The sequence below is a fragment of the Streptomyces sp. NBC_00122 genome (assembly GCF_045160845.1).
Lineage (GTDB): Bacteria > Actinomycetota > Actinomycetes > Streptomycetales > Streptomycetaceae > Streptomyces.
Genome location: NZ_CP108191.1, coordinates 4,945,472 through 4,970,930, shown reverse-complemented (window position 1 = coordinate 4,970,930; position 25,459 = coordinate 4,945,472). Strand labels below are relative to the sequence as shown.

Genomic DNA, 25,459 nt, shown 5'->3' with positions numbered 1-25,459 from the left:
GCCGGGCTCATACGCGAGGCTTGACGCCATGCGGATCAGAGCAGGTTCACGGGGCGACATGGAGCAGATCGCGGCTCTTCACGCCGACAGCTGGCGCACGGCTTATGCGGGAATCATGCCGCACAGCTTCCTGAGCCGCTCTTTGCTCGGGGACAAACTGGCGCTCTGGCAAGGGCGGTTGACCGAGCCGGACCCGGCCGCGGGGCTGTTCGTGGCCGTGGAAGAGCGCGAGATCGCCGGGTTCGTGTACATCACCCCTTGCTCCGACGGCCGGCTCCTCCTGGACAACCTGCATGCCCGGCCGGACCGTACGGGTTCCGGAATCGGCGGCCGGCTGCTGCGGCACGCTCTCGCATGGGCCGTCGCGGAGCATCCCGGGCGGGACGTCTACCTTGAGGTGCTGCGTGCCAACACCCGTGCCATCGCCTTCTACGTGCGTCACGGTGCCGTTCGTACGGATGAACGCGTCTGCCGGTTCGAGCAGGGCTTTGCCCTGCCCGAAGTCGAGTACACCTGGGCGGCGGAATCGCTGGTGCCTTCGGGCCCGTCGTTCACACCGATCGAGCAGGGCCCCGACCTCGACGCGTGAGACGACGTCGAGGTGTGCGGCGCGAGCGACGGCCCGACCGGGATTCCGGGAATCGGGCCGTCGCTCCCGTTCGTTCAGCGCAGGGACACGAACTTAGCGGTGCTCGGTACCCCGTTCTCGTCCAGCAGGAAGAGCATGTAGTGGCCGGGAGGGGCGTCATTGGCGGAGGGCGGGGCCTGGAGCCCGATCGTGTTGCCCTCACGCTGGACGATCCGCAGCTCCAGATGACGCTGGCTGGTGTTGACCGCGTGGGTCGCCGTGGTCGGCGCCAGCAGGACGGCCTTCTTGACCTGACCCGGGGTCGAAGTCGTCACCTTGAAGCGGGAGTCGTAGCGGATGGGGCCGCCCGGCACCTGGTCGAGCTTGGGCCGGGCACCCTGGTGGAGGTAGGCCGGCTCGAAGATCTCGATGCTGCCGTTCATGTCGTCGTCGATCTTCGGGTCGTTGGCGAGCTGCTGGAGTTCGTCACCCGTGACCATGATCCGGCCGTCGGGCAGCACGACGGCGTTGGAGTGGTAGCCGCGCGGCAGCCGCTGCACGGGACCGAGCCGCCACTCCCCGAGGGCGTCGCGGGTCTCGATCTGGCGGTACTTGAGATCGGACTTGGGGTTGTAGTCGCCGTTTCCGTAGTCCCGGATGCCGTAGGCGCCGTTGACCGTCAGCAGGCTCGCGTCCGGGAGGAGGAGGGTGTCGTCCTGGGTCCGGCCGAAGGCGCGCGGCTGCTTCTTCTCCCACGCCCCGTTCGCGAGCTGGTAGGTGTTGGGGTCGTCGCGGTCACCGCCGAGGATCAGTACGGAGTCCGGACCGCGGAATCCGGCGGGCAGCGGTACCGCGGAGCCGTAGCCGCGGTGGACGCCGTCCGGGCGGGCCGGAAGGTCCGCGCGCGTCTCCGCGACCGGGTCGAAGGCCCACTGCCGGGTGGCGTGGCGGCCCAGGCCGTACACCTTGCCGTCGCGCAGGGTGAACAGGTGCGGGTAGTCGCTGTCCTCACCGAACGGGGCGTCGACGCGAAGGGTGTCGGTGGGAACGTCCCGCGGGACCACGGTCTTCTCGAACGGGACCGGGTGGCTCTTGGCCGGGAACCGCTCGACGACCGAGGTGGAGGTACCCCATCCCTTGTCGGTGTGGCCGGACATGATGAGCAGCCGCCCGTCGGGGGCGGTGGCGACGGTCGGGTACCAGCGGCCGACCGCCATGTCCTTGTTGACCGACCACTTCTCGGTCCACGGGTCGAAGACGAGGGACAGCTTCGCTCCGGCGCCTCCGCCGTAGCCGAGGTTGCCGCCGAACACCCCGAGCATGCCGTTGGGCAGGAAGGCGTGCCCGGCGCAGAAGAAGGGGGCCGGGCGCTTCACGTCCGTGCCGTCCGGCACGACCAGCTCGGGCGGGGTGACCTTTTTGAACGCGGCGGGGCCGGTCCCCTTCGCCGGATCCCACAGGAAGGCACGGCCGGCGTTCTCCGGCCCGAGCGTGTTGGTCGGTGCCGGCTCCTCCGTGGGATCGGTCTCCACGCGCTCGAAGGAGAACATCAGCACCTTGCCGGTGGGCAGCATGGCGATGTGGGCGGCGAAATCGGGCGACTGGAAGTACTCCGCGAACTGCCCGTACTCCTTGGGGTGGAACTTCGAGTTCGCCAGCTCCTGGGACCTGGTCAGATCGCTCAGGCTCTCGATCCGCGCCAGCTGGGAGTACCCGCCCAGAGCCTGGGCCGCCGCACGGATCTTGGCATGCTCCTGAGCATGCTCGGCCCCCAGTGCCGCCGCCTCGGCGGCCTCGTCGGGATGACTGGCCCCGTCATGGGCGGAGGCCGGGACGGCGGCGACGAAGAGGGCGGTGGCCGCGAGCGCGGAGAGCGACGCCGCGAATCTCTTGGAGCGGTGCCTGCGTGACATGTGACTCCTCACCTGTGAGCACGTGCGGACAGGCGGGGAGCCTGCCTCGGGTGATGGTTACCCACAGCGACAGATGTATGACGATATACACGCAGCGCGCTTGCCGGAACCGGGCGCTCGGGGCGCAGCCATCGGTGGCACTGACCAGCACCAACCTGCCGACACGCCGACCCCCCGGCCCCGGCACGGTCCCCCGCACGGCCGTCACTCTTCGTAGACGAACACGCCGCCCGCGCCGAACGGCAGGACCGCCCCTGCCGAAGCGTCAGCCGTCGTCGGCCCCCGGTGCCCCGCGTACGGCAGCTGTCGCCGACCGAGGCCGTTCCCCGGCGCACACGGCGGCGGGCACGCCCCTGCCCACGGCCCTGTTCCTGCCCCTGGACCAACCTGATCGTTTCCTGCTGATCTCGCGAACACGCTGCGCAGGCCGACCCTCAAGCCGTGATCGCTGCCGTTCGGACGCGGCTCCTCAAAACCCCCGACCGCTCCGGACCCTGTACCAGCGGACGTACTCCTGGACGGACAAGCAGCTGAGCCAGCTGTGGAACGACGTCCTCGAGATGGGAAGCGACTTTCGGGTCCCGGGAGCGTCAAACGGGCGTAAACAACCGGCGACACCATCCTCGGTCGACCACCCGAGGGTTCGCACGTGCACCCGCGGCCGGCCTCGACAAGGGCCGGTTCGAGTCGCGAACCCGAACGTGTCGCGACCGTTTCACCCCGCGAGGTCCGTCAGCAGCACACCCAGAACTGCCTCCTCCTCGACACGCAGGGCGTGCTCGGTAAGAGCGAGCGCCAGGTCCGGGTCCCATGGCGACAGCGCCGGTTTCCCGTCCAGCAGGCGCAGATCAGGTCCAGCAGCTTCGACCGCCTCACGGTAGTCGTCGGCCGTGTAGCGCCAGGGCCGCCAGGGCACGTGCCCCAACAACGTCGTGGCGATGCGTAGACCGCCCCAGTCGAAGTCGCCGTGGTAGCGGAAAGCAGTACCGAGCTCGTACAGACGGGCGAGAAGGGTCAAGGCGGCGGCCGACGGCTGGCCCTGGACACAGACCAGCGGTCGGGCATCCGGTCCGTGGTTGTCCGCCGCGGCCGAAAGGACCGCAGGATTCTCACAGATGTGGACCACGGGCGGTGCCGTCCGCGGCGGACGGTGGGCGATCTGACGGAGGGTGAGGACGCACGGCTCACCCACGTCGGCCATCCAGTCCAGGGCCGCGGTCCCGCGGAGGTTGAGAGTGAGCACCGTCGAGGAGACGTCGTCCCGGAGCAGGCCGGCGGAGGCCCATGCGGCCCGCCGCCAGGCCGCTCCCGCTCCCTCGGGATGGCCGGTTAGAGCGCGGGCACCGGAGAGGGCCAGGGTGGCCACCGGCGTGCCGTCGTCGAGTGCGTGGGCACTCCCCAGAATGTCCGCGGCGAACACCGACAGCGACCGCGCTGGTTCGACAGGCAGCTCCCGCAGTACGCGGACGGTCTGCTCCAACAGCAGACGGGCAGCGGTGGGAGTACGGGCGAGACGACGCACGAGGCCGTCGTCACGAACACGAACGGCCCAAGCGGCGTACACCGGAAGGTCTTCGGCCAGCAGGGTGAGAGGCGCATACGCCTCCCTCCAGGCCTGTTCCTCGCTCCGGCGGACCTCGCCGAGAAGGACGACCCGCCCAGTGAGCACCGTCACGGCAGCCTCCAGGCCTCCCGGGCTGATGCCCGATCTGACCAGCACGGCGTCCACGGCGTCGAGCCGGACCGTCAGCGCCCTGCCGGCACCCGGTGCCCGGCCCAGCAGTCTCTCGGCCGCTGCCCGCTCGGCCGGGGTCGGCGATGCCAGCGAGACGGCTCCGGTGAGTGGCTGTCCGCGCTCCAGCCGTCGGCGTGCCCGCCCCACCAGCCAGGCCAGGTCGGCGCCGCCGAGGAGCCGGCGCAGGCGCGCTTCGTCCACCGGCGGACCGCTCACGCCCACAGGGGCTCCGGGTCGGCCGGACGCACCGGGTCCTCGCGGCGCGTGCGGGCCGTGCCGTCCCACTCCCAGCGGGTGACCAGGACGGCGGCCACCTCGTCGACGCGGGCGAGCTGGGCGATGGCGATGCCCGGCACCTGCGGATAACAGGCCCACTCCCGCTCGCTGGTCATGACCACATCCAGGTCGAAGGCGTGCAGGAGCCCGAGGCACTTGGCACGCGAGTCGTCGTCCACACCCGCGAACGCCTCGTCCAAGGTCACCAGGCGTGGTGCGTACGGGCTGCTCGCGCTCGCGTAGTGCGAGGAGGCGGCGGCGAACAAGGGAACGGACACGGCCAGGACGCGTTCGCCTCCGGAGGCGGGTCCCGTGGCGGGTACCCAGCGGCCGTGCTGCTGGCGCTCAACGGCGAACTCGTGCCAGGAGCGGTAGTCGAGGGCGGCGGTGAGGTGCTCCAGCCAGCTGCCCGCCGCGTCCTCGGTCTGCTGGCGGGCGATCTGAGCCTGCAGGAACTCACCGACCGCGGCCCGGTCCTCGGCCGTCCAGGCATCAGCGGTCTGGAGCAGGCGGCCACGGGCCTGGGCAAGGCCGACCGGGGCCTTGCGGGAGGGCCGCCACACCAGGCGCAGCCTCATACCGGTGGAAGTGGGCCGTTCCTCCAGCTCGGCGTTCATGGCCAGCACCTGCCGCTCGGCGGCTGCGATCAGCTCTTGGAGGGTGCCGGCCACCTCGGTGATGAGGTGGGTTTCGAGGATCTCACGCTCATGTGCGGAGAGGATGCGGGTGAGTTCGCCGACCTCGACCGCCAGTGCCTCGGCGAGTTCGGGTACGGCTCGCTCACGGCCCTGGTAGACGATGTCGACGATCATCCCGTCCTCGACCATGCGGGCCGAGGCGGTGTTGCCGTGCCGCGACAGTGCGTCCTGGAGGGTTTTGAACTCCTCGCTCAGACGCCGCTGCACACGTTCCCAGGCGCCGTCCGAGTCGTCCGTCGTCGACAGCTCCGATTCGAGGGCACGGGCCAGGGCGATGGCCGGGGTGGGCGCCCACGGGCCGTCGTCCGCGGCCGGTACGGCGAGATCGGGAAGTGCGACGGCGATCAGCCCTGTGGCAGAGAAGCGCTGGAGCGCGGCGATGGCCTCGGAGCGCGCCGCGGCGGCTTCGGTCACGGCCTTCTCCAGCTGTTCGATGCGGCCCTCGGCCCGGCTGGCCCGTCGGTCCGCCTCCGTGTGCTGGTCCTGGGCGCGCTGCTGGTCGGCCGCGCAGCCGCGCAGGGCTCCTGCGGTCTCCGCGAGCAGCCGCTCCAGCTCTGCGACGGCGGCGCCGACGGTCGAACGCAGCGTGGCCAGCCGCTCGTCCGCGGCCGCAGCCTCACGGGCGGCATCCTCCGCGCGAACGGCGAGTTCGGCGGTCCGCTCCCCTGCCCGGACCGCCTCTTCGCGTTCGTCGTCCGTCTGCCGGGACGCCTCGCTCCGCTCGCGGAGTGCGGGCCAGAGTCCGGCCAGGACGACCTCGAGTTCGGCGAGGGCCTGCCGGACGGCGGCCAGCGCCGGCCGGTCCGGGGGCAGCCCCAGATCAGCTGCGGTCTCACGGAGTTCGGCGGTGGCCGACTCGGTCCGCTCGGTTGCGGCCGTCACCTCGGCGGCCCGCTCGTCGCGCCGGGTCCGGATCCGGCGCTCAGTGTCGGCGGCAGCCGCGGCGTCGGCGTGCGCCCGGATCAGGGGCGCGTCGTCGGGCACGGCCGCCAACTCGGTGTCGAGCGTACGACGACGGGTCGCCAGAGCCCGCGCCTGCGCGTCGGCGTCCGCCGACTCCTGCCGGAGGAGGGAGAGTTCAGCCCGCAGGGCAGCGATCAGGGTCCGCCTCGCGGCTTCCCGGGCGCCCTCTCCGATGTACTCGGCGGCGGGTTTGGCCCACCGGCCGGTGAGGACGCCGACGCGGTGGCGTCCGTCCAGCGCGACCCAGGTGCCGTCCGTGGCCCCGGTGCCCGCCGGGCCGGCGCCCAGTACATCGCCAGCCGGTGCCGTATCCCCGGAAGCCCCGCCGAGGCCGATCGCCTCCAGCAGCCGGCCCACCGCCTCCACTCCGACCTGTGCGGCCTGCGCGTCGCCGTGGTCCACGGCCGGGCGCAGTACGTCGGCGAGCGATGGCCCCTCGACCGGTCCGGTGTTCGGGGCGAGGAGCACGTCACAACCGTCTGCGGCGAGGCCCGCTCCGTCGGGGCGCACCCACGCGTCCAGCAGGCCGGACGCCTCCAACGCCGCTTCCAGCCCGGCGCGGTCGTGGTCCGTGACCTCTTCCCGGAAGTCGATCAGCCGCCACAGGGGGGCACCGGGCGCCTGGTCCCGCAGGCCGGGAGTCCGGGTGTACGGGGCCTGCGGCCCGCGCCGACCGCCGGACTCCAGCCCGGCGAGTTCCTGTTCGGCATCGCGGGTCCGGGTGGCCAGGCTGGCCCGGTGTTGCGCTGATTGCGCCGCTTGGTCGGCGAGTACCGATGCGGTGGCGCTGTGTGCTTCCGAGGCACGGCGGCGCGCCGGGTAGGGGCCGTCCTGGTGCCGGGTCCACTCCTGGAGCTCGTCCAGAAGTCCGGCCGGGTCGGCGTACGCCAGCTCCCCGCACCGGCCCGCGTGCTCGCGTACGGCATCGACCAGAGCCCGTCCGGCGGCCTGCGCCGTGTCCTCGGCCGTGTCCAGGGCCTCGGCGGCGTGCGCCAGCTCGGTCTCCGTCTCGTCGAGCCGGAGTACGGCGGCCCGGCGCCCGGCCGCCGCCGCCTCGGCCTGGTCGGCGAGCGCCTCGACGTGCGTGAGGGTGCGGTGCCTGCGGTCGGTCGCTTCGGCCACCGCGGCCCGTAGGTCGGCAACCGCCTGTCCCTCGTCTTCGGGAAGGTTCAGCCGGGCTGCCGCAGCCGTCTCCCGGGCTCGGAGCAGCGTGTCCCCGGACAGCTCCCGGGCGACCCTGAGCCGGTTCTCCGCGGCACCGAGGCGGCCGAGCGCCTTGGTGTGCTGAATTGAGGCCTTCTCCCGGTCGTCGCGCGCGCGGGCGCAGTCGTTCTCCGCCCGGTCCAACGCCTGTGCGGCCCGCTCCAGTTCGTGGGCACTGCGCATCTCCGGGCCCTCGCGCAGGGCTGCGTCGGCCGCCTCCAGCCTCGCCCGGGTCTCGGTGAGTGCGGCGACGCGCTCCTCCGCGGCCGCCCGGTCTTCCTCCGCCGCGGTCTTCCCGGCCTGCGCTTCGGCGAGGTCGCGCAGCAGCTGCTCGTACTTCGAGTGTTCGCTGCGCGGGAGGCGGGCGCGACGGCGGGAGGCCGTGCGGGCGTAGCGCCGGTAGTGGTCGAGGAACACGGAGGCCGCCCGTTCGGCGGCCCCGGCTGCCCGTAGCTCCTCCTTCTCCTCGTCCAGGGAGCGGAAGGCCTCGGCCACATCCGCGATGACGGCCTGGTCCATCGGCGGGAGGGCCTCGGTGAGGGCGCGGGAGAGGGCGGCCTCGTTGGGACGCTTGGACAGCTGGGGCTGACGCAGCTGGACGAGCAGGTCCACGAGGGCTGCGTAGCGCTGCTCCCCTAGGCCGAACAGCGCCTCGTCGACGGCCCGGCGGTAGGCCTTGGCCTGGTCGTAGACCATCCCCTGCCCGGCGACCGCCTCGATGAGCCGGTCCCGCGACAGGACGGTGCCGGTGGCGTCGAGCAGGCTCAGTGACCCGTCCGCGCGTACGTCAGCCGGGCCGTGGTCGATCCGCTGCCCGGTCACCGCCCACCAGTGCCGGGCGATGCCGCGCCCGCTGACGGCCTTGAGCCCGCACAGGAGCGTACGGAACTGCTCCTCGCCGCTCACCGCATCGCGGCGACCGAACTCGACCCAGGTGTAGCCGAGGCGTTCGGAGTGCGGGTGCTCACCGCCGAGCAGGAGGTTCCACTCCATCCGCTTGCCGGCGTCCCCGTCCGGTTCCACTCGACGGGCGCTGAGGTCCCCGTCGAGGAGGAAGGGCAGGGTCAGGGCCAGCACCTTGGACTTGCCGGTGCCGTTGTTCCCCCGGAGCAGCAGCCGGCCGTCTCGGAAGTGGAACTCTTCCACGTCGTAGTGGAAGAGGTCGACGAGACCGATCCGCAGGGGCTGCCAGCGGGGGCGCGCAGGGGCGGGGGGTACGGGACGGGGAGTCAAGGCCGGTGCGCCTTTCGCTGCACGGGCACCTGCGCGGTGCCGGCTGTACGGGGTTCGAGTACGACGGTCTCGCCGACGGCGTAGCGGGCGAGCGCCGGGCGCGGCACGACCCCGTCACCGGTGCGGACGACCAGGCCGAGAGCGGCCAGCCGGGCAACGGCCTGCTCGGCCAAGTCACCCTCGGCCCCTGGCTCACGGGCCGATTTGGACCAGAATCCGCTGTGCTCGGCGGCCAGTTCGACGACGCGGCGCTCAAGGTCGGCCATGGGTACGATCAGGCCTCCGGCCGCCGTGAGGTACTCGGCGAGCAGGAGGGTGACGTGGCCGCGGGTCCCTGATTCCGGCATGCGGACGTCGGTGAGGTCGTCCTCGGGGTCGACCATGGCGATGCCTTCGGCCCGCACTTCGGCGACCAGCCCGGTCAGTTCGTTGATGCGGGCGGTGAGGAAGCCGCGCTGGCGCGTGAGGTAGCCGAGTTCGGTGTCGGTCAGCTCGTCGTAGTAGAGGACGGGGTCGTCGAGCAGCCGCCGGGTCAGCGAGCGGCGCATGGCGCGGAAGCGCAGTTCGTCGCTGTCGAGGGCTGTTTCCGCGGCGAGCTCGGCGAGCCGGGCATCCAGCGTTTCGGCCCGGACGGTGGAGGGTCCCCGGCGGGTGGCGAGCAGACCTGCGAGGACCCGCCGTTCGACGTCGTACAGGACGTCGCCGGCTCCACTGACGTACGCGTCCTCGTCTCCGGCGACGCGCCGCAGGACTCCGAGGTGGAGCAGGAGCCGCACGACGGCGGCCAGGTCGAGCCGCTCGTCACGGCGGTCCAGGGTGAACTGGATGCCCGCCGCGGCCAGCTGGGGGTCCTTCGCGTCCAGCATGATCTGGTCTGCGAGGCGGCCCAGCGCGATCTGCGCCTCGCCGCGTTCGAGGGCGGCGAGGGCGAGGCAGAGCAGGACGTACCGACGGCGGCTGAAGGGGACAGCGGTACGGGTGACCTCGCGCGCGGGGTGCGTGGCGTCGTCCGGCACACCGGGGATCTTGCCCAGCCGGGCGGTCTCGGCGTCCACCTGGAGGGACCAGCCGGTGTTGCGGTCGAACCACTCGCGCAGCTCGGAGGCGTGCCGCCGGACGAGGCGGAACTCGTCGGCGTACGCACCGTGCGCGAGCAGCAGGGGCTGCTTCAGCAGGGCACGGGCGGCCTTGCGCCGCTCGGCGGCGTGCTGCCCGTCGAGTACTTCGGCGAGCGGGGTCGTCATCACGCTCCGCCCCTTCCTTGTGCTTCGGTGAGGTCGACGATCTCGATGGCGTGGTCCGGGCCGCGGAAGTTCCCGTCCGGTGTGCGGACCTCGGCCGTGGACCCGTCGGTCGGCGCGGTGAGCCGGATCTCCATGGAGCCGTCGCCGCTGGTGGCCGCGGTGTGCGTCATACCGGGCCGCCAGGTGGCCAGCGCGTCGCCGAGGAGCTGGAGGAAGAGCCGGAAGCTGAGGGGGTCGAGCTCGCCGAGTCCGGACAGCCTGGTGATGCCGTGGGTGACGAGCCGGGCCCGGGCGGACGCTGTCTCGGCGGCCTGCTTGGCGGCCGTCTCGGCGAGCAGTCGGCGCGCTTCCTGCCGGTCCTCGACCCTGCGGGGTTTGCCGCGCCGCTCGTAGCTTCCCGTGCGGCGCAGCTGCGGGCTGATCCGCAGCGGCGCGGCATCGGCCCACCCGGTTCCCGCGGGCTCGGGACGGGCCTGGCGGGCGGCCAGCGTCTCGGCGTCCACGGTCAGGTGCCGGGCCGGGTACAGCCCGAAGGCGGTGCGCCACAGCCGGTGCCGGGCGTCGTCGTCGGGCGCTTCGGCGAACCAGCGCGCAAGGGTACGGAAGTCGGCGGAGCGGTCCGAACGCCCGGCCCGGCGCTCGTTCAGCGACCGTACGACGGCCAGCAGCTGCGGGATCGCGCCCAGTGCCCGGCCGCGCAGCAGCCGGGCCTGCGACTCCCGGCCGTCCCGGCTGAGGAACCAGGCCGCCAGACCTGCCCACCGGCCGGCCCACCGCTCGTACGCGGCCTGCCCCGCGTATGCCGCCTCCTGCGGGGTGGCGTCCGCCGCCTCACGGGCGGCCGCGGCACGCAACAGCCGCTCGATGCTCCCGCCCTCCTCCAACTCCAGGATCAGCCGGGCGATGCGCCCGCCGAGGGTGATCAGGTCCTGGATGAACCGCTCCAGGTACTGGATGAGCTGGTCCTTGTAGGCGAGGAAGACCTCCTCCCCCACGTCGTGGAGGTCGATGGTCCGCTGGAGCGAGCCCATGAAGGCCCGCGCATTGTCGGCGAGCGCACCGAAACGACTCGCGAGCCCGTCCAGCGCCAGATGCGTCTTGGCCGGATCGGGCTCCTCCTCGGCCGCCAGCACGAGCAGGGCGCGCAGCTGCGTCACGATGTCGTGCAGCGCGACGGCCTGCAGCGCGCCCCGCCGCCCGAGCGCCTCGTCGTACGCGGACAGAGCCTCCTCCGCCGCCTCGCCCTCCCGCGTGAGCTGGTAGATGAACCGCTTGCGGTAGAAGTCCTCGACGGCGGTGACCCGTCCGGTGTCCGGGTCGGCCCGCAGGTTCCCCCAGCTCACCAGGCTGTCGAGGGCCTTGACTACGGCGTCGAGCTCCGTCGGCCGGCTCTCGGAGGCCAGCCCCGCGTGCACGTCCTCGGGCCGCAGATGCACGGCGAACCGCTCCTTGGCGACGAGGAAGGCCCGCATCACCGCCCGGTAGAGCAACACGTTCGGAGCGGTGAGATGCGCGAAGGGCCCGTACCCGTCGGGCGGGCCCTCCGCCTGCGGAGAAGTCATGTCCATTGCCCGCCATCCTCCTGGAGCGACGTCCATGATCGGCAGGGACTTAGGTACTTGGCCGATTCGCATCGGTCCTGTTCGGCTCCAGCCCGCAACGACGTCACCAGAAGCGCTGGAAGATGCCCGTGCGCTGGAGTTCCGACACGTGCTCCGCGGCCCGCGCCGACGCGGAGCCTCCTCTGACGAGAACCCCAGGTCAGGCAGCCTTCGCCACCGGCTCCAGGATCGCCACGCACTCCACGTGGTGCGTCATCGGGAACAGGTCGAAGACGCGCAGCGTGCGGACCTTGTAGCCGTTCTCCTTGAAGTAGCCCAGGTCGCGGGCCAGGGCCGCCGGGTCGCACGCCACGTAGGCGACGCGGCGGGCCGAGAGGCCCGCGATGTGGCGGACCGTCTGCTTGCCGGCGCCCGCGCGGGGCGGGTCCAGGACGACCAGGTCGCACTCCGTGATGCCGGTCTTCGGGAGGACCGTCTCGACCTTGCCCTGCTCGATGCGGACCCGGGGGAAGTCCTCCAGGTTGTGCCGGGCGTCCTCGACCGCGCGCTTCGTGGACTCGATGCCGAGCACCGCGCCCGTGTCGCCCAGGCGTTCCGCCAGTGCGCCCGCGAAGATGCCCACGCCGCAGTAGAGGTCGAGGGCCATCTCGCCCTTGCGCGGCATCAGGCCCTGCATGACGGCCTTGATCAGGGTGTCGGCGGCCTGCGGGTGGACCTGCCAGAAGCCGCCCATGCCCACGCGGTACGTACGGCCGTCCGCGCGCTCCCGTACGAACGGGCGGCCGTGGACGCGGTGGACCCCGCCGTCCTTCTCCTCGACCCGCAGGACCGAGACCGGCTTGTCCAGCTCGACGAGGGGAAGGCGGCCGCCGGGACGCGGGGTGAGGACGACCTGGCGGTCGTTCGAGCCGGAGGCCGCGATGGCCTCGACGGTGGCCATCTGGGGCCAGTCCTGCTTCTCGATGCCCAGCTCGCTGACGCCCGGCGCCGCGATCATGCAGTGGTCGATCAGCTCGATGTCGTGCGAGCGGTGCTTGCGCAGACCGGCGTTGCCGTCCTCGTCGATGGCGAACTGCACACGGGTGCGCCACTGCGGGACCTGCCCGGCCGGCAGCTTGTCGCCCTCGGCCGGCATGACGGTGCCGTCCCAGCCGGCCTCCTCGGGGGTGAGCCCCGCGAGCCGCTTCAGCTGCTCGGCGACGACCTCGCCCTTGAGCCGGCGCTGGGCACCGGGCTTGGCGTGCTGCCAGTCGCAGCCGCCGCACTTGCCGGGGCCGGCGTAGGGGCAGGGCGCCTCGACGCGGTCCTTGGAGGCCTCCAGCACGGTGATCGCGTCGGCGCGCAGGAAGCGGGAGTCCACGTCGCCCTCGGTGACCTTCGCGACGACCTTCTCGCCCGGCAGGGTGTGGCGGACGAACAGGACGCGGCCCTCGGCGGTCCGGGCGATGCAGTGACCGCCGTGCGCGACGGGACCGACCTCGACCTCGTACTCCTCCCCGACCAGTGACTGCTTCTCGTTCTGCTCGGCGCTCGTCATGGTGGGGAGACTCCAAAAAACTGAAACGGGGAACGGCCGGACGACCGACCCACCAGTTTACGTGGATCTCGTCCGGCCGTTCGCCAACCCTGTCCGGCGGCCGACTTCGCCGCCGGTGCTTCGCCGCCGGTGCTTCGCCGCCGGTGCTCCGCCGCCGCTACTTCCCCGCCGGGGTCTTCGGGCGCGGGGCGTCCACCGGGCCGCGGCGCACCGCGCCGGGGGCGTTCCACTCCGCCCGCTTCTTCGCCCGCTTCTTCGCGAGCTCCGAGGACCGCAGCTGGTAGGGCACCGAGGTGACCATGACGCCGGGGGTGAACAGGAGCCTGCCCTTGAGCCGCAGCGCGCTCTGGTTGTGCAGCAGGTGCTCGTACCAGCGGCCGACGACGTACTCGGGGATGTACACGCTGACCGCGTCGCGCGGGTTCTCGGTGCGCAGCCCCTTCACGTACTCGACCACGGGGCGGGTGATCTCCCGGTACGGCGAGTCGAGGATCTTCAGCGGGACGTTGATCCCGCGCCGCTCCCACTCCTCCTTGAGGGCCTTGGTCTCGGCCTCGTCGACGTTGACGCTGAGCGCCTCCAGCCGGTTGGCGTGCAGCAGCTTGGCGTAGGCGAGGGCCCGCAGGGTGGGCTTGTGGAGCTTGGAGACCAGGACGACGGAGTGCACCCGCGAGGGGCGCACGTACTCGTCGGGGCGCTCCTCGGCGGCGGCGATCTCGGTGGCGACCCGGTCGTAGTGCTTACGGATCGCCGTCATCGTGCCGTAGAAGATCACCATGCCGAGCAGGGCGACCCAGGCTCCGTGGGTGAACTTCGTGGCGAGGACGACGACCAGGACCAGGCCGGTGAAGAAGGCGCCGAAGGCGTTGATCGCGCGGGAGCGGATCATGTGGCGGCGCTTGGCGGGGTCCTTCTCGGCCTTCAGGTGACGGTTCCAGTGCCGGACCATGCCGGTCTGGCTGAGCGTGAAGGACACGAAGACGCCGACGATGTAGAGCTGGATGAGCTTCGTCGAGTCGGCCCCGTAGAGCCAGGTGAGCAGCGCGGCGGCGCCCGCGAGGAGGACGATGCCGTTGGAGAAGGCGAGCCGGTCGCCGCGGGTGTGCAGCTGGCGCGGCAGGTAGCGGTCCTGGGCGAGGATCGAGCCGAGCAGCGGGAAGCCGTTGTACGCCGTGTTCGCGGCGAGGAACAGCACGAGCGCGGTGGCGGCGGCCAGCAGGATGAAGAGGAACGAGCCGTCGCCGAAGACGGCCTCGGCCACCTGGGAGATCACCGGGTTCTGGACGTACGAGGGGCCGACCGGGGTGCCGTTCACCAGCAGGTCGGTGGCCGGGTTCTCGGCCATCCTGACGTCGGTGGCCATGGCCAGGCCGATGATGCCGCAGAACATGGTCACGGCCAGGGCGCCCATCAGGGCCAGCGTCGTCGCCGCGTTCTTGCTCTTGGGCTTGCGGAAGGCGGGTACGCCGTTGCTGATCGCCTCGACGCCGGTCAGGGCGGCACAACCGGAGGAGAAGGCACGCAGGAGCAGGAAGACCAGCGCGAACCCGGCCAGCCCCTCGTGTTCCGCCTTGATCTCGAAATCGGCGGTCGGCGCCTTCATCGTGTCGCCGAGGACGAGGCCTTGCCAGGCACCCCACGCGATCATGATGAATACGCCCGCGACGAAGACATAGGTCGGAATCGCGAAGAGCTTGCCGGATTCCTTCATGCCGCGCAGATTCATCAGCGTGAGCAGCACGATCATTCCGACGGCGCAGAGCACCTTGTGCTCGACCACGAAGGGAACGGCCGAGCCCAGGTTCTCGACGCCCGAGGCGATCGACACGGCGACGGTCAGCACGTAGTCGACGAGCAGCGCGCTCGCGACCGTGAGACCGGCCTTGGGTCCCAGGTTGGTGTTGGCGACCTCGTAGTCGCCGCCGCCGCTGGGGTAGGCGTGGACGTTCTGGCGGTACGAGGCGACCACGGTGAACATCAGCACCACGACCGCGACGGCGATCCACGGGCTGAATCGGTACGCCGACACGCCCGCGATCGACAGGACCAGCAGAACCTCGCCCGGGGCGTATGCCACGGAGGAGAGCGGGTCGGACGCGAAGACAGGGAGGGCGATCCGCTTGGGAAGGAGAGTTTCCCCGAGGCGGTCGCTGCGTAGCGCCCGGCCGATCAGGATCCGTTTGGGCAGGTCGGTCAGTTTGGACACGCAGAGGATCGTAAGCGTTCGAAATCCGGCTGACGAACCCCCCACCCCTTCCCGCCGCAATTCACCACCGACTGCACACCAAGAGGTCACACTGGTGACCACCCGTGTGTAGCTTGGGCCATGGTCTGAGACCCTGTGAAGCCAGAGCATGCAATAAGGCTGGAAACCAGCGAGCGCTGACAGCCGGAAGGACGGCCGTGCACATCGTCATCATGGGCTGCGGAAGAGTGGGCTCCGCCCTCGCGCAGACCCTGGAGCAGCAGGGGCATACGGTCGCTGTCGTCGACCAGGACCCCACCGCATTCCGCCGGCTGGGCGCCGGATTCGGCGGCCGCCGCGTCACCGGGGTCGGCTTCGACCAGGACACCCTGCGCGAGGCGGGAATCGAGGAGGCGGGAGCCTTCGCGGCCGTCAGCAGTGGTGACAATTCCAACATCATTGCCGCGCGTGTCGCCCGTGAGATGTTCGGCGTCGAGAACGTCGCGGCCCGCATCTACGACCCCAAGCGCGCCGAGGTCTACCAGCGCCTCGGCATCCCGACGGTCGCCACGGTGCGCTGGACCGCCGACCAGATGCTGCGCCGCCTGCTGCCCTCGGGTGCCGAGCCGCTGTGGCGCGACCCGAGTGGCGGTGTGCAGCTCGCCGAGGTGCACACCTCGGCCGCCTGGATAGGCCACAAGGTCAGCCGGCTGCAGGACGAGACCGGCGTTCGTGTCGCCTTCCTCACCCGACTGGGCGAAGCCATGCTGCCCACGTCGGCGACGGTCCTTCAGGAGGGCGACCTCGTCCACGTGATGATGCGCACGGACGAGATCGACAAGGTCGAGGCGGCCTTCGCCGAGGGGCCTGAGGAGGCACACGCATGAGGGTCGCGATCGCCGGAGCGGGCGCGGTGGGCCGCTCCATCGCGGGTGAGCTGCTCGAGAACGGCCACGAGGTGCTCCTGGTCGACAAGGCCCCGACCGCCATCTCGGTGGAACGGGTACCGCAGGCCGAGTGGCTGCTGGCCGACGCCTGCGAGATCACCTCGCTGGACGAGGCGGCGCTGCAGCGCTGCAACGTGGTCATCGCGGCGACCGGTGACGACAAGGTCAACCTCGTCGTTTCGCTGCTCGCCAAGACCGAGTACGGGGTCCCGCGCGTGGTGGCCCGCGTCAACAACCCGAAGAACGAGTGGCTCTTCAACGAGTCCTGGGGCGTCGACGTCGCGGTCTCCACGCCGCGCCTGATGTCGGCCCTGGTCGAGGAGGCCGTCAGCGTCGGCGACCTGGTCCGGTTGCTGCGCTTCAGCCACGGCGACGCCAACCTCGTCGAGCTGACCCTGCCGGCCGACTCCTCGGTCGCGGGCACCCAGATCAGCGAGATCACCTGGCCCGAGGACACCTCGCTGGTCACCATCATCCGCGGCAACCGGGTCCTGACCCCGCACGCGGAGGAGACCCTGGAGCCCGGCGACGAGCTCCTCTTCGTGGCCGCCCAGGCCCGCGAGGAACAGCTGGAGGACCTCCTCCAGGCCCGTCGCTGAGGAAGCGAAGAGACACCTGAAGTGACGCGAAGGGGGCGGGGTGACCGGATGGTCACCCCGCCCCCTTCGCGTCACCGTCGGATACCGCCCCTCAGCGGCAGCGGCAGAGGCGGCGGCAGCAGGTCTCAGGCCCCCGGCTTCCCGGCGGCGGCTTCGGCGGCCTCCTTGGCCTCCCACTCCGCGATCACATCGATCGGCGGCGGGGCCTTCGCCAGGAACACCCACGTGAAGTACACCGCGAGCACCATCGGCGGCAGCTTCAGCGCGATCAGCACCCAGCCCAGCTGCGTCGCGTCGCCCCACCAGTACAGCGGGAAGAGGATCGCGTACTTGGCGAGGAAGATCAGGCCCCAGGCCAGGCTGGCCTTGACGTAGGCCTTCTTGCGTCCGGGGTTGCGGGTGCGCCAGGACAGGTTCTCCTTGAAGACCGGGCCCAGGATCACCCCCAGCAGCGGGAAGCCCACCAGCGCCGAGACCGTGAAGGCCACGCCCAGGCCGACACCGTAGATCATGCCCGGCAGGTAGAAGCCCTTCGCGCTGCCCGTGAACAGGGCGAAGGCCACGCCCACGCCCACGCCGAAGACGCCGCTGAAGGCGTGCTTGACCGTGTCCTTGCGCAGCAGCCGCACGATCACCAGAAGGACCGCGACCGCGCCCGCCGCGATGGCGGACAGCTTCACGTCCTTGTTGATCGTGTAGATCATGACGAAGAGGAGCCCGGGGAGCATCGTCTCCACGGTGCCCCGGATGCCGCCGAAGGCGTCGAAGAGCGCCGCCTGCGTCACCGCCTTCTGGTCCTCGGCGGAACCGGCGGCGGGGTCTGGGGTGGTCGGTTTGTCGAATGACGTCACCGGTCAGTGCTCCTGTCCGAGCGGTCGGAGTTCGTACTTCGGGTTGAAGAGCACCCGACGGCCGTGGGTCATGGAGATCCGCCCTGAGGCGATCATGCGCCGGCCGGGCTCGATTCCCACGATCGAGCGACGCCCGAGCCAGACCACGTCCAGTGCGGCCGAGCCGTCGAAGAGCTCCGCCTCCAGGGCGGGGACGCCCGCGCGCGGGCGCAGGGTGACCGTGCGCAGCGTTCCGGTCACCTTGACTATCTGGCGGTCGTGGCAGTCGCAGATCCGCGTGCACCCCGCGGCTTCTGCGTCCTCCTGCAGCTCCGCCGAATGCAGCTCCTCCTGCGAGGAGGACAGCCGCTCTATCATCCGGCGGAACCGGCCCGCCGGCCTGGCAGGCTTCACGGGCATCTCGGGACGCGGTTCAGCACTCATACAGGAAGCGTACCGGCGCCCGCACTACCTCTCGAAGCGGTATCCCATGCCCGGTTCGGTGATGAAGTGCCGCGGGTGCGAGGGGTCCGCCTCCAGTTTGCGCCGCAGCTGCGCCATGTAGACCCGCAGGTAGTTCGTCTCCGTGCCGTACGAGGGCCCCCAGACCTCCTGGAGGAGCTGTTTCTGGCTGACCAGCTTGCCGCCGTTGCGCACCAGGACCTCCAGCAGGTGCCACTCGGTGGGCGTGAGCCGTACGTCGCGCCCCTCGCGCACGGCCTTCTTGGCGGCCAGGTCCACGGTGAAGCCGTCGGTCTCCACCACCACCTCGTCCTCGCCGGAGCCGGCGGCCGGCTCGGCCCGCCGGACGGCGGCGCGCAGCCGGGCCAGCAGCTCGTCCATGCCGAAGGGCTTGGTGACGTAGTCGTCGGCGCCCGCGTCCAGCGCCTCGACCTTCTCGTCGGAGGTGTGGCGGGCGGAGAGGACCAGGATCGGCACCCGGGTCCAGCCGCGCAGGCCCTTGATCACCTCGATGCCGTCCATGTCGGGCAGGCCGAGGTCGAGGAGGACCACGTCGGGGTGGCGGGCCGCCGCGAGTTCCAGGGCGCTCGCCCCGTCGGCCGCCGCGTCGACCTCGTACGTGCGTGCCTTCAGATTGATCACGAGGGCTCGGACGATCTGCGGCTCGTCTTCCACCACGAGCACCCGGGTCATTGAGGTCCTGCCTTCTGTCGTACCTGTCGGTTCCGATCACGTTCGTGATCACGTTCCACTATCTCCGCACCGGATGCGGTGCCGGCACCGGTGTTCCGGCCTTCCCGGGCGGCCGCGCACAGGGTGAGCACCATGGTCAGCCCGCCGCCGGGGGTGTCCTCGGCCGTCAGGGTGCCGTCCATGGCCTCGGCGAAGCCCCGGGCGACCGCGAGTCCGAGGCCCACCCCGGAGCCGCGCGGCGCGTCCCCGTACCGCTGGAAGGGCGCGAAGATCCGGTCCTTGGCCTCCTCGGGCACGCCGGGCCCGCGGTCGACGACCCGCACCTCGACCCGGTCGCCGAGGAAGCTGGCCGCCACCAGCACCCGCTCCCCCGCCGGGCTGTACTTCACGGCGTTCTCCACCACGTTGGCCACGGCCCGCTCCAGGAGTCCCGGGTCCACCGCCACCATCGGCAGCGTCTCCGGCACGTCCAGCACGACGCTGTCCTCCGGTACGCCGCCCAGCGCCATCGGGACCACCTCGTCGAGGTCGATCTCCCGGATCAGCGGGGTGACGGTGCCGGTCTGCAGCCGGGACATGTCGAGCAGGTTGCCCACCAGGTGGTCGAGCCGGTCGGCGCCGTCCTCGATGCCTTCGAGGAGCTCGGCCCGGTCCTCGTCGGACCATTCCACGTCGTCGGAGCGCAAGGACGTCACCGAGGCCTTGATGGAGGCCAGCGGGGTACGCAGGTCGTGGCTGACGGCGGCCAGCAGCGCGGTCCGGATCCGGTTGCCCTCGGCCAGCCGACGGGCCTCCTCCGCCTCCCCGACCAGCCGCTGCCGGTCCAGTACCACGGCGGCCTGGGCGGCAAAGGCGCCGAGCACCCGGCGGTCCTCGGCGGGCAGCACCCGCCCGGTCAGGGCCAGCGCCATGTGGTCCCCGATGGGCATGTCCACATCGCCGTCCTCGGGCCGGGCGGCGGGGTTCGGGCCGACGCTGCCGGCCTGCTTCCACGGCTCGGTGTCGCCGGACCGCTCCAGCAGGGCCACGGACTCCATGGCGAAGGTCTCGCGCACCCGCTCCAGCAGCGCGTTCAGGGTGGTCTCGCCGCGCAGCACGCTCCCGGCGAGGAAGGACAGGATCTCGGACTCGGCGCGCAGCCGCGCGGCCTGGTGGGTGCGCCGGGCGGCCACGCCGACCACGGAGGCCACCGAGACGGCCACCCCGAAGAAGACGGCGACGGCGACGATGTTCTTCGGGTCGGCGATGGTCCACAGGTGCAGCGGCGGTGCGAAGTAGTAGTTCAGCAGCAGCGAGCCCAGGGCGGCCGAGGCGAGGGCCGGCCAGAGCCCGCCCAGCAGCGCGGACGCCACCGTCAGCGCCAGGAAGATCAGCATGTCGTTCGCGAGCCCGAGGTCCGCGTCGACGTGCGTGAGCAGCAGGCACAGCAGCACCGGGAAGGCCACGCCCACCACCCAGCCGGCCACGGTCCGGGGCCGCCCCAGCCGGGCCGCCGAGCGGACCACGGGCAGCCCGCGCCCCTTGGCCGCGTGCTCGTGCGTGACGATGTGGACGTCGAGGTCGGGCCCCGAGTCGCGGGCCACGGTGGCGCCGACCCCGGGGCCGAAGAGGTACTGCCAGGCCTTGCGGCGGCTGGAGCCGAGCACGATCTGGGTGGCGTTGACCCCCCGGGCGAAGGCGAGCAGCGCCTCGGGGACGTTGTCGCCGATCACATGGTGAAACGTTCCGCCCAGGTCCTCGACCAGGGTCCGCTGAACCGCGAGCTCCTTCGGCGAGGCGGCGGTCAAGCCGTCGCTGCGGGCGATGTAGACGGCCAGGATCTCGCTGCCCGAGCCCTTGGCCGCCATCCGGGCGGCGCGCCGGATGAGCGTGCGCCCCTCCGGGCCTCCGGTGAGCCCGACGACGATCCGCTCCCGCGCCTGCCACGTGGAGTGGATGCCGTGCTCGCCCCGGTACTGCTGGAGGTACTCGTCGGCCCGGTCGGCCACCCACAGCAGGGCGAGCTCGCGCAGCGCGGTCAGGTTGCCGGGGCGGAAGTAGTTGGACAGGGCCGCGTCGACCTTGTCGGGCCGGTAGACGTTTCCGTGCGCCATCCGCCGCCGCAGCGCCTGCGGAGACATGTCGACGAGCTCGATCTGGTCGGCCCGCCGGACCACCTCGTCCGGCACGGTCTCCCGCTGCCGCACCCCGGTGATCGACTCGACGACGTCCCCGAGCGACTCCAGGTGCTGGATGTTGACGGTCGACACGACGTCGATGCCGGCCCGCAGCAGCTCCTCGACGTCCTGCCAGCGCTTGGCGTTGCGCGAGCCCGGCACGTTGGTGTGCGCGAGCTCGTCCACGAGCGCGACGGCGGGTCTGCGGGCGAGGAGCGCGTCCATGTCCATCTCGGTGAAGGCCGCTCCGCGGTACGTGAGCTCCCTGCGCCGCACCTGTTCCAGGCCGTGCAGCATGACCTCGGTGCGCTGCCGCCCGTGGTGCTCGACGAATCCGACGACGCAGTCGGTGCCCCGCTCCACCCGGCGGTGGCCCTCGGAGAGCATCGCGTAGGTCTTGCCCACACCGGGTGCCGCGCCGAGATAGATCCGTAGCTTGCCGCGTCCCATGCGCCCATTCTCGGGGACGCCGGCCCGCTCCACGCACCGATGAGGGGCCGGACGCCCATCCCTGACGGAACCCTGACGCGGGTCCTGCCGTGGGCGCGAAAGCCGGTGGGCCCCACCCCGAAGGAGTAGGGCCCACCGGCCGAAAACGCACGTCTGCCCCCGCGCGCGGGGGTGACACCTCGGTCAGCGGACCTCGGTGATCTCCGGGCCGCGCTCCAGCTGGCCCATGCCGCCGCCGAAACGGGAGCCTTCCTGGTCCTCCGTCTGCACGCCGTCCGGCACCATCTGGGCGTCGTTCGGCAGCTTCAGGACGATCGGGTCGCGGGGGGCCATCGGGCCGTCGCCGCGGACCACGACGGTGTCGCGGAGGATCTGCTCGAGGACACCCGCCGACTCGGGGCGCACCGCGCCCTGGCCGGAGATGACACCGCGCAGGAACCAGCGCGGACCGTCGACGCCGACGAAGCGGACCAGCTGAGCGCCGGTCTGCCCGTCCGGGAGCGGTACGGGCACCTGCGCACGCAGCTCCCAGCCCAGCGGGCCCTCGGCCTCGTCGATGATGCCGCCCTGCTGGGTGATGCCCGCGGCGATCTCCTCGCGGACCTCGCCCCAGATGCCTTCCTTGCGGGGCGCGGCGAAGGCCTGCAGCTGTACGGCACTGTCGCCCAGGACGACGGTCGCGGCGACGATCGCGTCACCGGCGACCTCGACCCGCAGCTCCATGCCCTCGACACCGGGTACGAGGATGCCGCCCAGGTCGACCCGGCCGTCGGCCGGGTCGCCGAGCACCTCGGAGATGTCCCAGGGGCCGTCGGGCCGCGGGGCCGGAGGCAGGTTCACCCGGCGCGGCTCGGCGTCGGGTTCCCCGGCGCCGTCCTGCTCGCCGGCATCCAGGCCGGACTCGCGGCCATCGACCTGCTCGGCCGCGCCGCCGTCCTTGGCGGAGTCGTTCTTCTTGCGACGTCCGAACACGTCACTGTCCTTCCCGGTCGGTTACGACCGAAGCGTAGCCATTCCCACCCTGCTGACCAGCGCCGGATCCGGCCACGGCCGCATGACCGCCGGTGGAGCCGAAACCCCCCTCGGCCCGGGCCGAGCCGGGAAGTTCCGCCACCTCGTGGAAGCGCACCTTCTCGACCCGCTGGACAACCAGCTGGGCAATGCGGTCGAAACGCTCGAACCTGACGCTCTCGCGAGGGTCGAGATTGACCACGATCACCTTGATCTCCCCACGGTACCCGGCATCCACCGTCCCCGGGGCATTCACGAGCGCGAGCCCGCAGCGGGCGGCCAGCCCGGACCGCGGGTGCACGAAGGCCGCGTACCCGTCGGGCAGGGCGATGGACACCCCGGTGGGCAGCACGGCCCGCTCGCCGGGTGCCAGCTCGGCGGCCTGGGTGGTCACGAGATCGCAGCCGGCGTCGCCGGGGTGACCGTAGGCGGGGAGGGGCACCTCGGGGTCGACGCGGCGGATCAGCACGTCGACCGGGGCGTTCTCGTTCAGGGACATCAGGGGTTCACCTCGAAAGCGCGTGCGCGCCTGACCTGGTCCGGGTCGGCCATCGCCGCCCGGATCTCCTCGGGCCGTCCGTTGTCGATGAAGTGGTCGACCTTCACCTCTATGAAGAGGGCGTCGGCGCGCACGGCGACCGGGCCCAGCGGGCCGCCGGTCCGGCCGACCGCGGTGCAGTAGATCTTCCGCCCGGCCACGGCGGTGACCTCGGCCTCCAGGTAGAGCACGGTGTCCACCGGCACGGGCTGCACGAAGTCGGTCTCCAGCCGCCCGGTCACGGCGATGACGCGCAGCAGCCAGTTCAGCGAGCCGAGCGTCTCGTCGAGCGCGGTGGCCAGCACGCCGCCGTGCGCGAGGCCGGGGGCTCCCTGGTGCGCCGGCTTGACGGTGAACTCGGCGGTGACGCGCACGCCCTCACCGGCACGGGCCTCCAGGTGGAGTCCGTGCGGCTGGCCCTCGCCACAGCCGAAGCAGTGCTCGTAGTGCGCACCGAGGAGCTCTCCGGGCGCCGGGGCATCGGGGTGCCTGACCGGCGCGGTCGCGTCGGCCGGAGGCGTCAACGCTGTGTTTCGTCCACTCACAGCCGCAGACCTTACCCGCGCGGCTACCCACCGGTCGCCCCGTGGCAGGCTTGACCACATGCAGCTCTCCCCCGCGCACCACGACGAACGCCTGACCGCCCCCCGCTCCTGGTGGGCCATCGCCGTACTGGCCGGGCTCGCGTGCGCGCTGATGCTGCTGCCGCTGGGCACGCTGCCTCTGCTGGCCGGACTGGTCGGGGGCACCGCGCTGGCCGGGCTGCTGGTGAGTTCGTACGGCTCCGCGCGCGTGCGCGTGGTGAACGGCGCGCTGGCGGTCGGGGACGCGCGGATCCCGGTGACGGCCCTGGGGGAACCGGAGGTCCTGGACGCCGAGGAGTCGCGCGCCTGGCGCACGTACAAGGCCGACACCCGCGCCTTCATGCTGATGCGCAGCTACGTGCCGACCGCGGTCCGCGTCGAGGTCACCGACCCGGCCGACCCGACCCCGTACGTCTACGTCTCCACCCGCGAGCCGCAGGCCCTGGTCGCCGCCCTCCGGGCCGCGCGCGGGCAGACGGTCTGACCCTCAGCCCTCACCGCGGGGGTCCAGGCCCTCGAGTGCGGCCCTGGTGGCCTCGGGAAGGGGCTGGACGGGCTGCTCCAGGGGCGGGAGGTACGGAAGGGCATTCCATGCCACGGCACGGGCCCGCAGGTCGCTACGGACCTTCTCGGCGACTTTCCGGGTGTCGCGGCGGTTCATCACCGCGCCGACGGCCGCGCCCACCATGAAGGGCATGAGGTTGGGGAGGCTGCGGAACATCCGCTTCATGATCTGCTGGCGCAGTTCGCGCTTCATCTGACCGCCGAGCGCCACGTTCAGCGTCGTCGGCTTGGTCAGGTCGATGCCGCGCTCCTCGGTCCACGCGGTCAGGTAGGCGAAGCTGCGCTCCCGGAGGGTGCCGGGCGGGCGCTGGCCGTAGACCTCGTGGAGCTCGGCGACGAGCTTCAGTTCGATCGCCGCCACGGCGGTGATCTCCGCGGCCAGCTCGGCCGGCATGGCGGGCGGTACGGGCAGCATGGCCGCCGCCCCGATGCCTGCGCCGACGGTGGAGGTGGCGTTGGCGGCACCGAAGATCAGCTTGTCCGCGAGCTGATCGGGGTCGAGGCCCGGGAACTGCGCGCGCAGGGTCGCGAGGTCCCGAACCGGAACGCGCGGTGCGTTCTCGATGATCATGTCGGCGATGTGCAGGGCGGCGGCCCTGACACCTTCGCCGCCCTTGCGTACACCGTGGCGCACACCGGTCTTGAAGGCTTCCAGCCGACGAGCCCGGGACCGCTGCTCGGCCTCCTCGTCGGCCTGAGTGGCCGACGGCACCGCCGGGGCGGTGTCGGAGGGCACGACGGCGGTCCCTGTGGCGGAGCCGCCGGGGGCTCCAGGACCCGCCTCCGGGTCCGTGGTTCCCACCTGCGTCTCCGCCGGATCACCAGATTTCCGGAAGCGGCGCTTCCGAAATGGTGTCGAGCCAGCCACGGCCGACGCCTCTCAGTCGCAGTCGCGACAGATCGGCTGACCGTTCTTCTCGCGTGCCAGCTGGCTGCGGTGGTGCACCAGGAAGCAGCTCATGCAGGTGAACTCGTCGGCCTGCTTGGGCAGGACCCGGACGGCCAGCTCCTCATTGGAGAGGTCCGCACCGGGAAGCTCCAGGCTCTCGGCCGAGTCGAACTCGTCCATGTCGACGGACGAGGACGACTTCTCGTTACGCCGAGCCTTCAGCTCTTCGATGCTGTCGTTGTCGACGTCGTCGTCTGTCTTGCGTGGGGTGTCGTAGTCCGTTGCCATTTGTTCGCTCTCCCCCTCTGGGTGTTAGCGGTGTCTCAGCGCACGTAACGCGCGAGAGGCCGGACTTGTGCCCGACCTGAGGCGGAGATTTTGCCTCACATCAAGGTCTGTTACTCAATCGACACCCAGCCGCGCGCCTTGAGAGCGATTGGCTGGGATGACGACCGGGACCGTACACGGTCCGGGGGCCGTCTTGCACAAACGCCACCCCGTGTATTTCCCGCCATCCGGGGGGCCGGAAACCCGGACTTCCCGGGCGTTCCGGCCGCCAAGGGGTCACAGAACGCACATGGGCCGACACCGGGCCATGTGATCGATCACACAGACTCGA

The 25,459-nt window shown here is 71.5% G+C and carries 20 protein-coding genes; 4 read left to right on the top strand and 16 right to left on the bottom strand.

Translation table 11 applies throughout. From position 1 onward, the window contains the following. The first annotated feature begins 58 nt into the window (after positions 1–58). Positions 59–589 (top strand): GNAT family N-acetyltransferase, encoded by a 531-nt coding sequence (locus OG737_RS23485; protein ID WP_328928108.1) that lies wholly within the window; start codon positions 59–61, stop codon positions 587–589. Positions 590–663: 74 nt separating this feature from the next. Here the strand turns inward: OG737_RS23485 and OG737_RS23480 are convergent, their stop codons facing one another. From OG737_RS23480 to OG737_RS23450, 7 genes are all read right to left on the bottom strand, one after another. Further along, entirely contained in the window at positions 664–2,481 is a 1,818-nt protein-coding gene (locus OG737_RS23480) for a galactose oxidase-like domain-containing protein (protein WP_328928107.1), read from the bottom strand. A 715-nt stretch (positions 2,482–3,196) separates the two neighbouring features. After that, positions 3,197–4,432, bottom strand: coding sequence for a TIGR02679 family protein (locus tag OG737_RS23475; RefSeq protein WP_405921938.1), 1,236 nt, complete (start codon positions 4,430–4,432; stop codon positions 3,197–3,199). Continuing rightward, positions 4,429–8,589: a TIGR02680 family protein gene (locus tag OG737_RS23470; RefSeq protein WP_405921937.1), complete on the bottom strand. Its 4,161-nt coding sequence runs from the start codon at positions 8,587–8,589 to the stop codon at positions 4,429–4,431. Before OG737_RS23470 ends, OG737_RS23475 begins: the two co-directional genes overlap by 4 nt. Next, positions 8,586–9,833 (bottom strand): TIGR02678 family protein, encoded by a 1,248-nt coding sequence (locus OG737_RS23465; RefSeq protein ID WP_405922442.1) that lies wholly within the window; start codon positions 9,831–9,833, stop codon positions 8,586–8,588. The genes OG737_RS23470 and OG737_RS23465 overlap by 4 nt, the downstream gene beginning before the upstream one ends. Next, positions 9,833–11,395: a TIGR02677 family protein gene (locus OG737_RS23460; RefSeq protein WP_405922441.1), complete on the bottom strand. Its 1,563-nt coding sequence runs from the start codon at positions 11,393–11,395 to the stop codon at positions 9,833–9,835. The genes OG737_RS23465 and OG737_RS23460 overlap by 1 nt, the downstream gene beginning before the upstream one ends. Positions 11,396–11,594: 199 nt before the next feature. Further along, positions 11,595–12,932, bottom strand: coding sequence for a class I SAM-dependent RNA methyltransferase (locus OG737_RS23455; RefSeq protein ID WP_405921936.1), 1,338 nt, complete (start codon positions 12,930–12,932; stop codon positions 11,595–11,597). 157 nt (positions 12,933–13,089) lie between these two features. After that, the gene (locus tag OG737_RS23450) at positions 13,090–15,138 is read right to left on the bottom strand and encodes an APC family permease (RefSeq protein ID WP_328928090.1); all 2,049 of its coding nucleotides are present in this window, start codon (positions 15,136–15,138) and stop codon (positions 13,090–13,092) included. A 197-nt stretch (positions 15,139–15,335) separates the two neighbouring features. On the opposite strand from OG737_RS23450, the gene OG737_RS23445 reads away from it, so the two are divergent. Together OG737_RS23445 and OG737_RS23440 are read left to right on the top strand one after the other, a co-directional pair. After that, complete coding sequence (locus tag OG737_RS23445; protein ID WP_328928089.1) at positions 15,336–16,004, top strand: TrkA family potassium uptake protein; 669 nt, start codon at positions 15,336–15,338, stop codon at positions 16,002–16,004. Then, positions 16,001–16,663: a TrkA family potassium uptake protein gene (locus OG737_RS23440; RefSeq protein WP_328928088.1), complete on the top strand. Its 663-nt coding sequence runs from the start codon at positions 16,001–16,003 to the stop codon at positions 16,661–16,663. The genes OG737_RS23445 and OG737_RS23440 overlap by 4 nt, the downstream gene beginning before the upstream one ends. Positions 16,664–16,788: 125 nt before the next feature. Here the strand turns inward: OG737_RS23440 and OG737_RS23435 are convergent, their stop codons facing one another. From OG737_RS23435 to OG737_RS23405, 7 genes are all read right to left on the bottom strand, one after another. Then, positions 16,789–17,514: a DUF3159 domain-containing protein gene (locus OG737_RS23435; RefSeq protein WP_328928087.1), complete on the bottom strand. Its 726-nt coding sequence runs from the start codon at positions 17,512–17,514 to the stop codon at positions 16,789–16,791. A gap of 3 nt (positions 17,515–17,517) precedes the next feature. Next, the gene (locus OG737_RS23430; protein WP_328928086.1) at positions 17,518–17,937 is read right to left on the bottom strand and encodes an OB-fold nucleic acid binding domain-containing protein; all 420 of its coding nucleotides are present in this window, start codon (positions 17,935–17,937) and stop codon (positions 17,518–17,520) included. A 24-nt stretch (positions 17,938–17,961) separates the two neighbouring features. After that, positions 17,962–18,648, bottom strand: coding sequence for a response regulator (locus OG737_RS23425; RefSeq protein ID WP_328928085.1), 687 nt, complete (start codon positions 18,646–18,648; stop codon positions 17,962–17,964). After that, the gene (locus tag OG737_RS23420; protein WP_328928084.1) at positions 18,645–21,254 is read right to left on the bottom strand and encodes a sensor histidine kinase KdpD; all 2,610 of its coding nucleotides are present in this window, start codon (positions 21,252–21,254) and stop codon (positions 18,645–18,647) included. Before OG737_RS23420 ends, OG737_RS23425 begins: the two co-directional genes overlap by 4 nt. A gap of 183 nt (positions 21,255–21,437) precedes the next feature. Beyond that, positions 21,438–22,226: a DUF3710 domain-containing protein gene (locus OG737_RS23415; RefSeq protein WP_328928083.1), complete on the bottom strand. Its 789-nt coding sequence runs from the start codon at positions 22,224–22,226 to the stop codon at positions 21,438–21,440. 1 nt (position 22,227) lies between these two features. Continuing rightward, positions 22,228–22,764 (bottom strand): dUTP diphosphatase, encoded by a 537-nt coding sequence (gene dut, locus OG737_RS23410; RefSeq protein WP_328928082.1) that lies wholly within the window; start codon positions 22,762–22,764, stop codon positions 22,228–22,230. Then, positions 22,764–23,348, bottom strand: coding sequence for a PaaI family thioesterase (locus tag OG737_RS23405; protein ID WP_328928081.1), 585 nt, complete (start codon positions 23,346–23,348; stop codon positions 22,764–22,766). The genes dut and OG737_RS23405 overlap by 1 nt, the downstream gene beginning before the upstream one ends. Before the next feature lie 58 nt (positions 23,349–23,406). Between OG737_RS23405 and OG737_RS23400 the strand changes: the two genes are divergently transcribed. Next, on the top strand, positions 23,407–23,871 hold the full coding sequence (locus tag OG737_RS23400) for a DUF3093 domain-containing protein (protein ID WP_328928080.1): 465 nt from the start codon (positions 23,407–23,409) through the stop codon (positions 23,869–23,871). Positions 23,872–23,874: 3 nt separating this feature from the next. Here the strand turns inward: OG737_RS23400 and OG737_RS23395 are convergent, their stop codons facing one another. Continuing rightward, positions 23,875–24,819: a hypothetical protein gene (locus OG737_RS23395; RefSeq protein WP_328928079.1), complete on the bottom strand. Its 945-nt coding sequence runs from the start codon at positions 24,817–24,819 to the stop codon at positions 23,875–23,877. A gap of 12 nt (positions 24,820–24,831) precedes the next feature. Further along, positions 24,832–25,128: a DUF4193 domain-containing protein gene (locus OG737_RS23390; RefSeq protein WP_030036261.1), complete on the bottom strand. Its 297-nt coding sequence runs from the start codon at positions 25,126–25,128 to the stop codon at positions 24,832–24,834. Between the last annotated feature and the right edge of the window lie 331 nt (positions 25,129–25,459).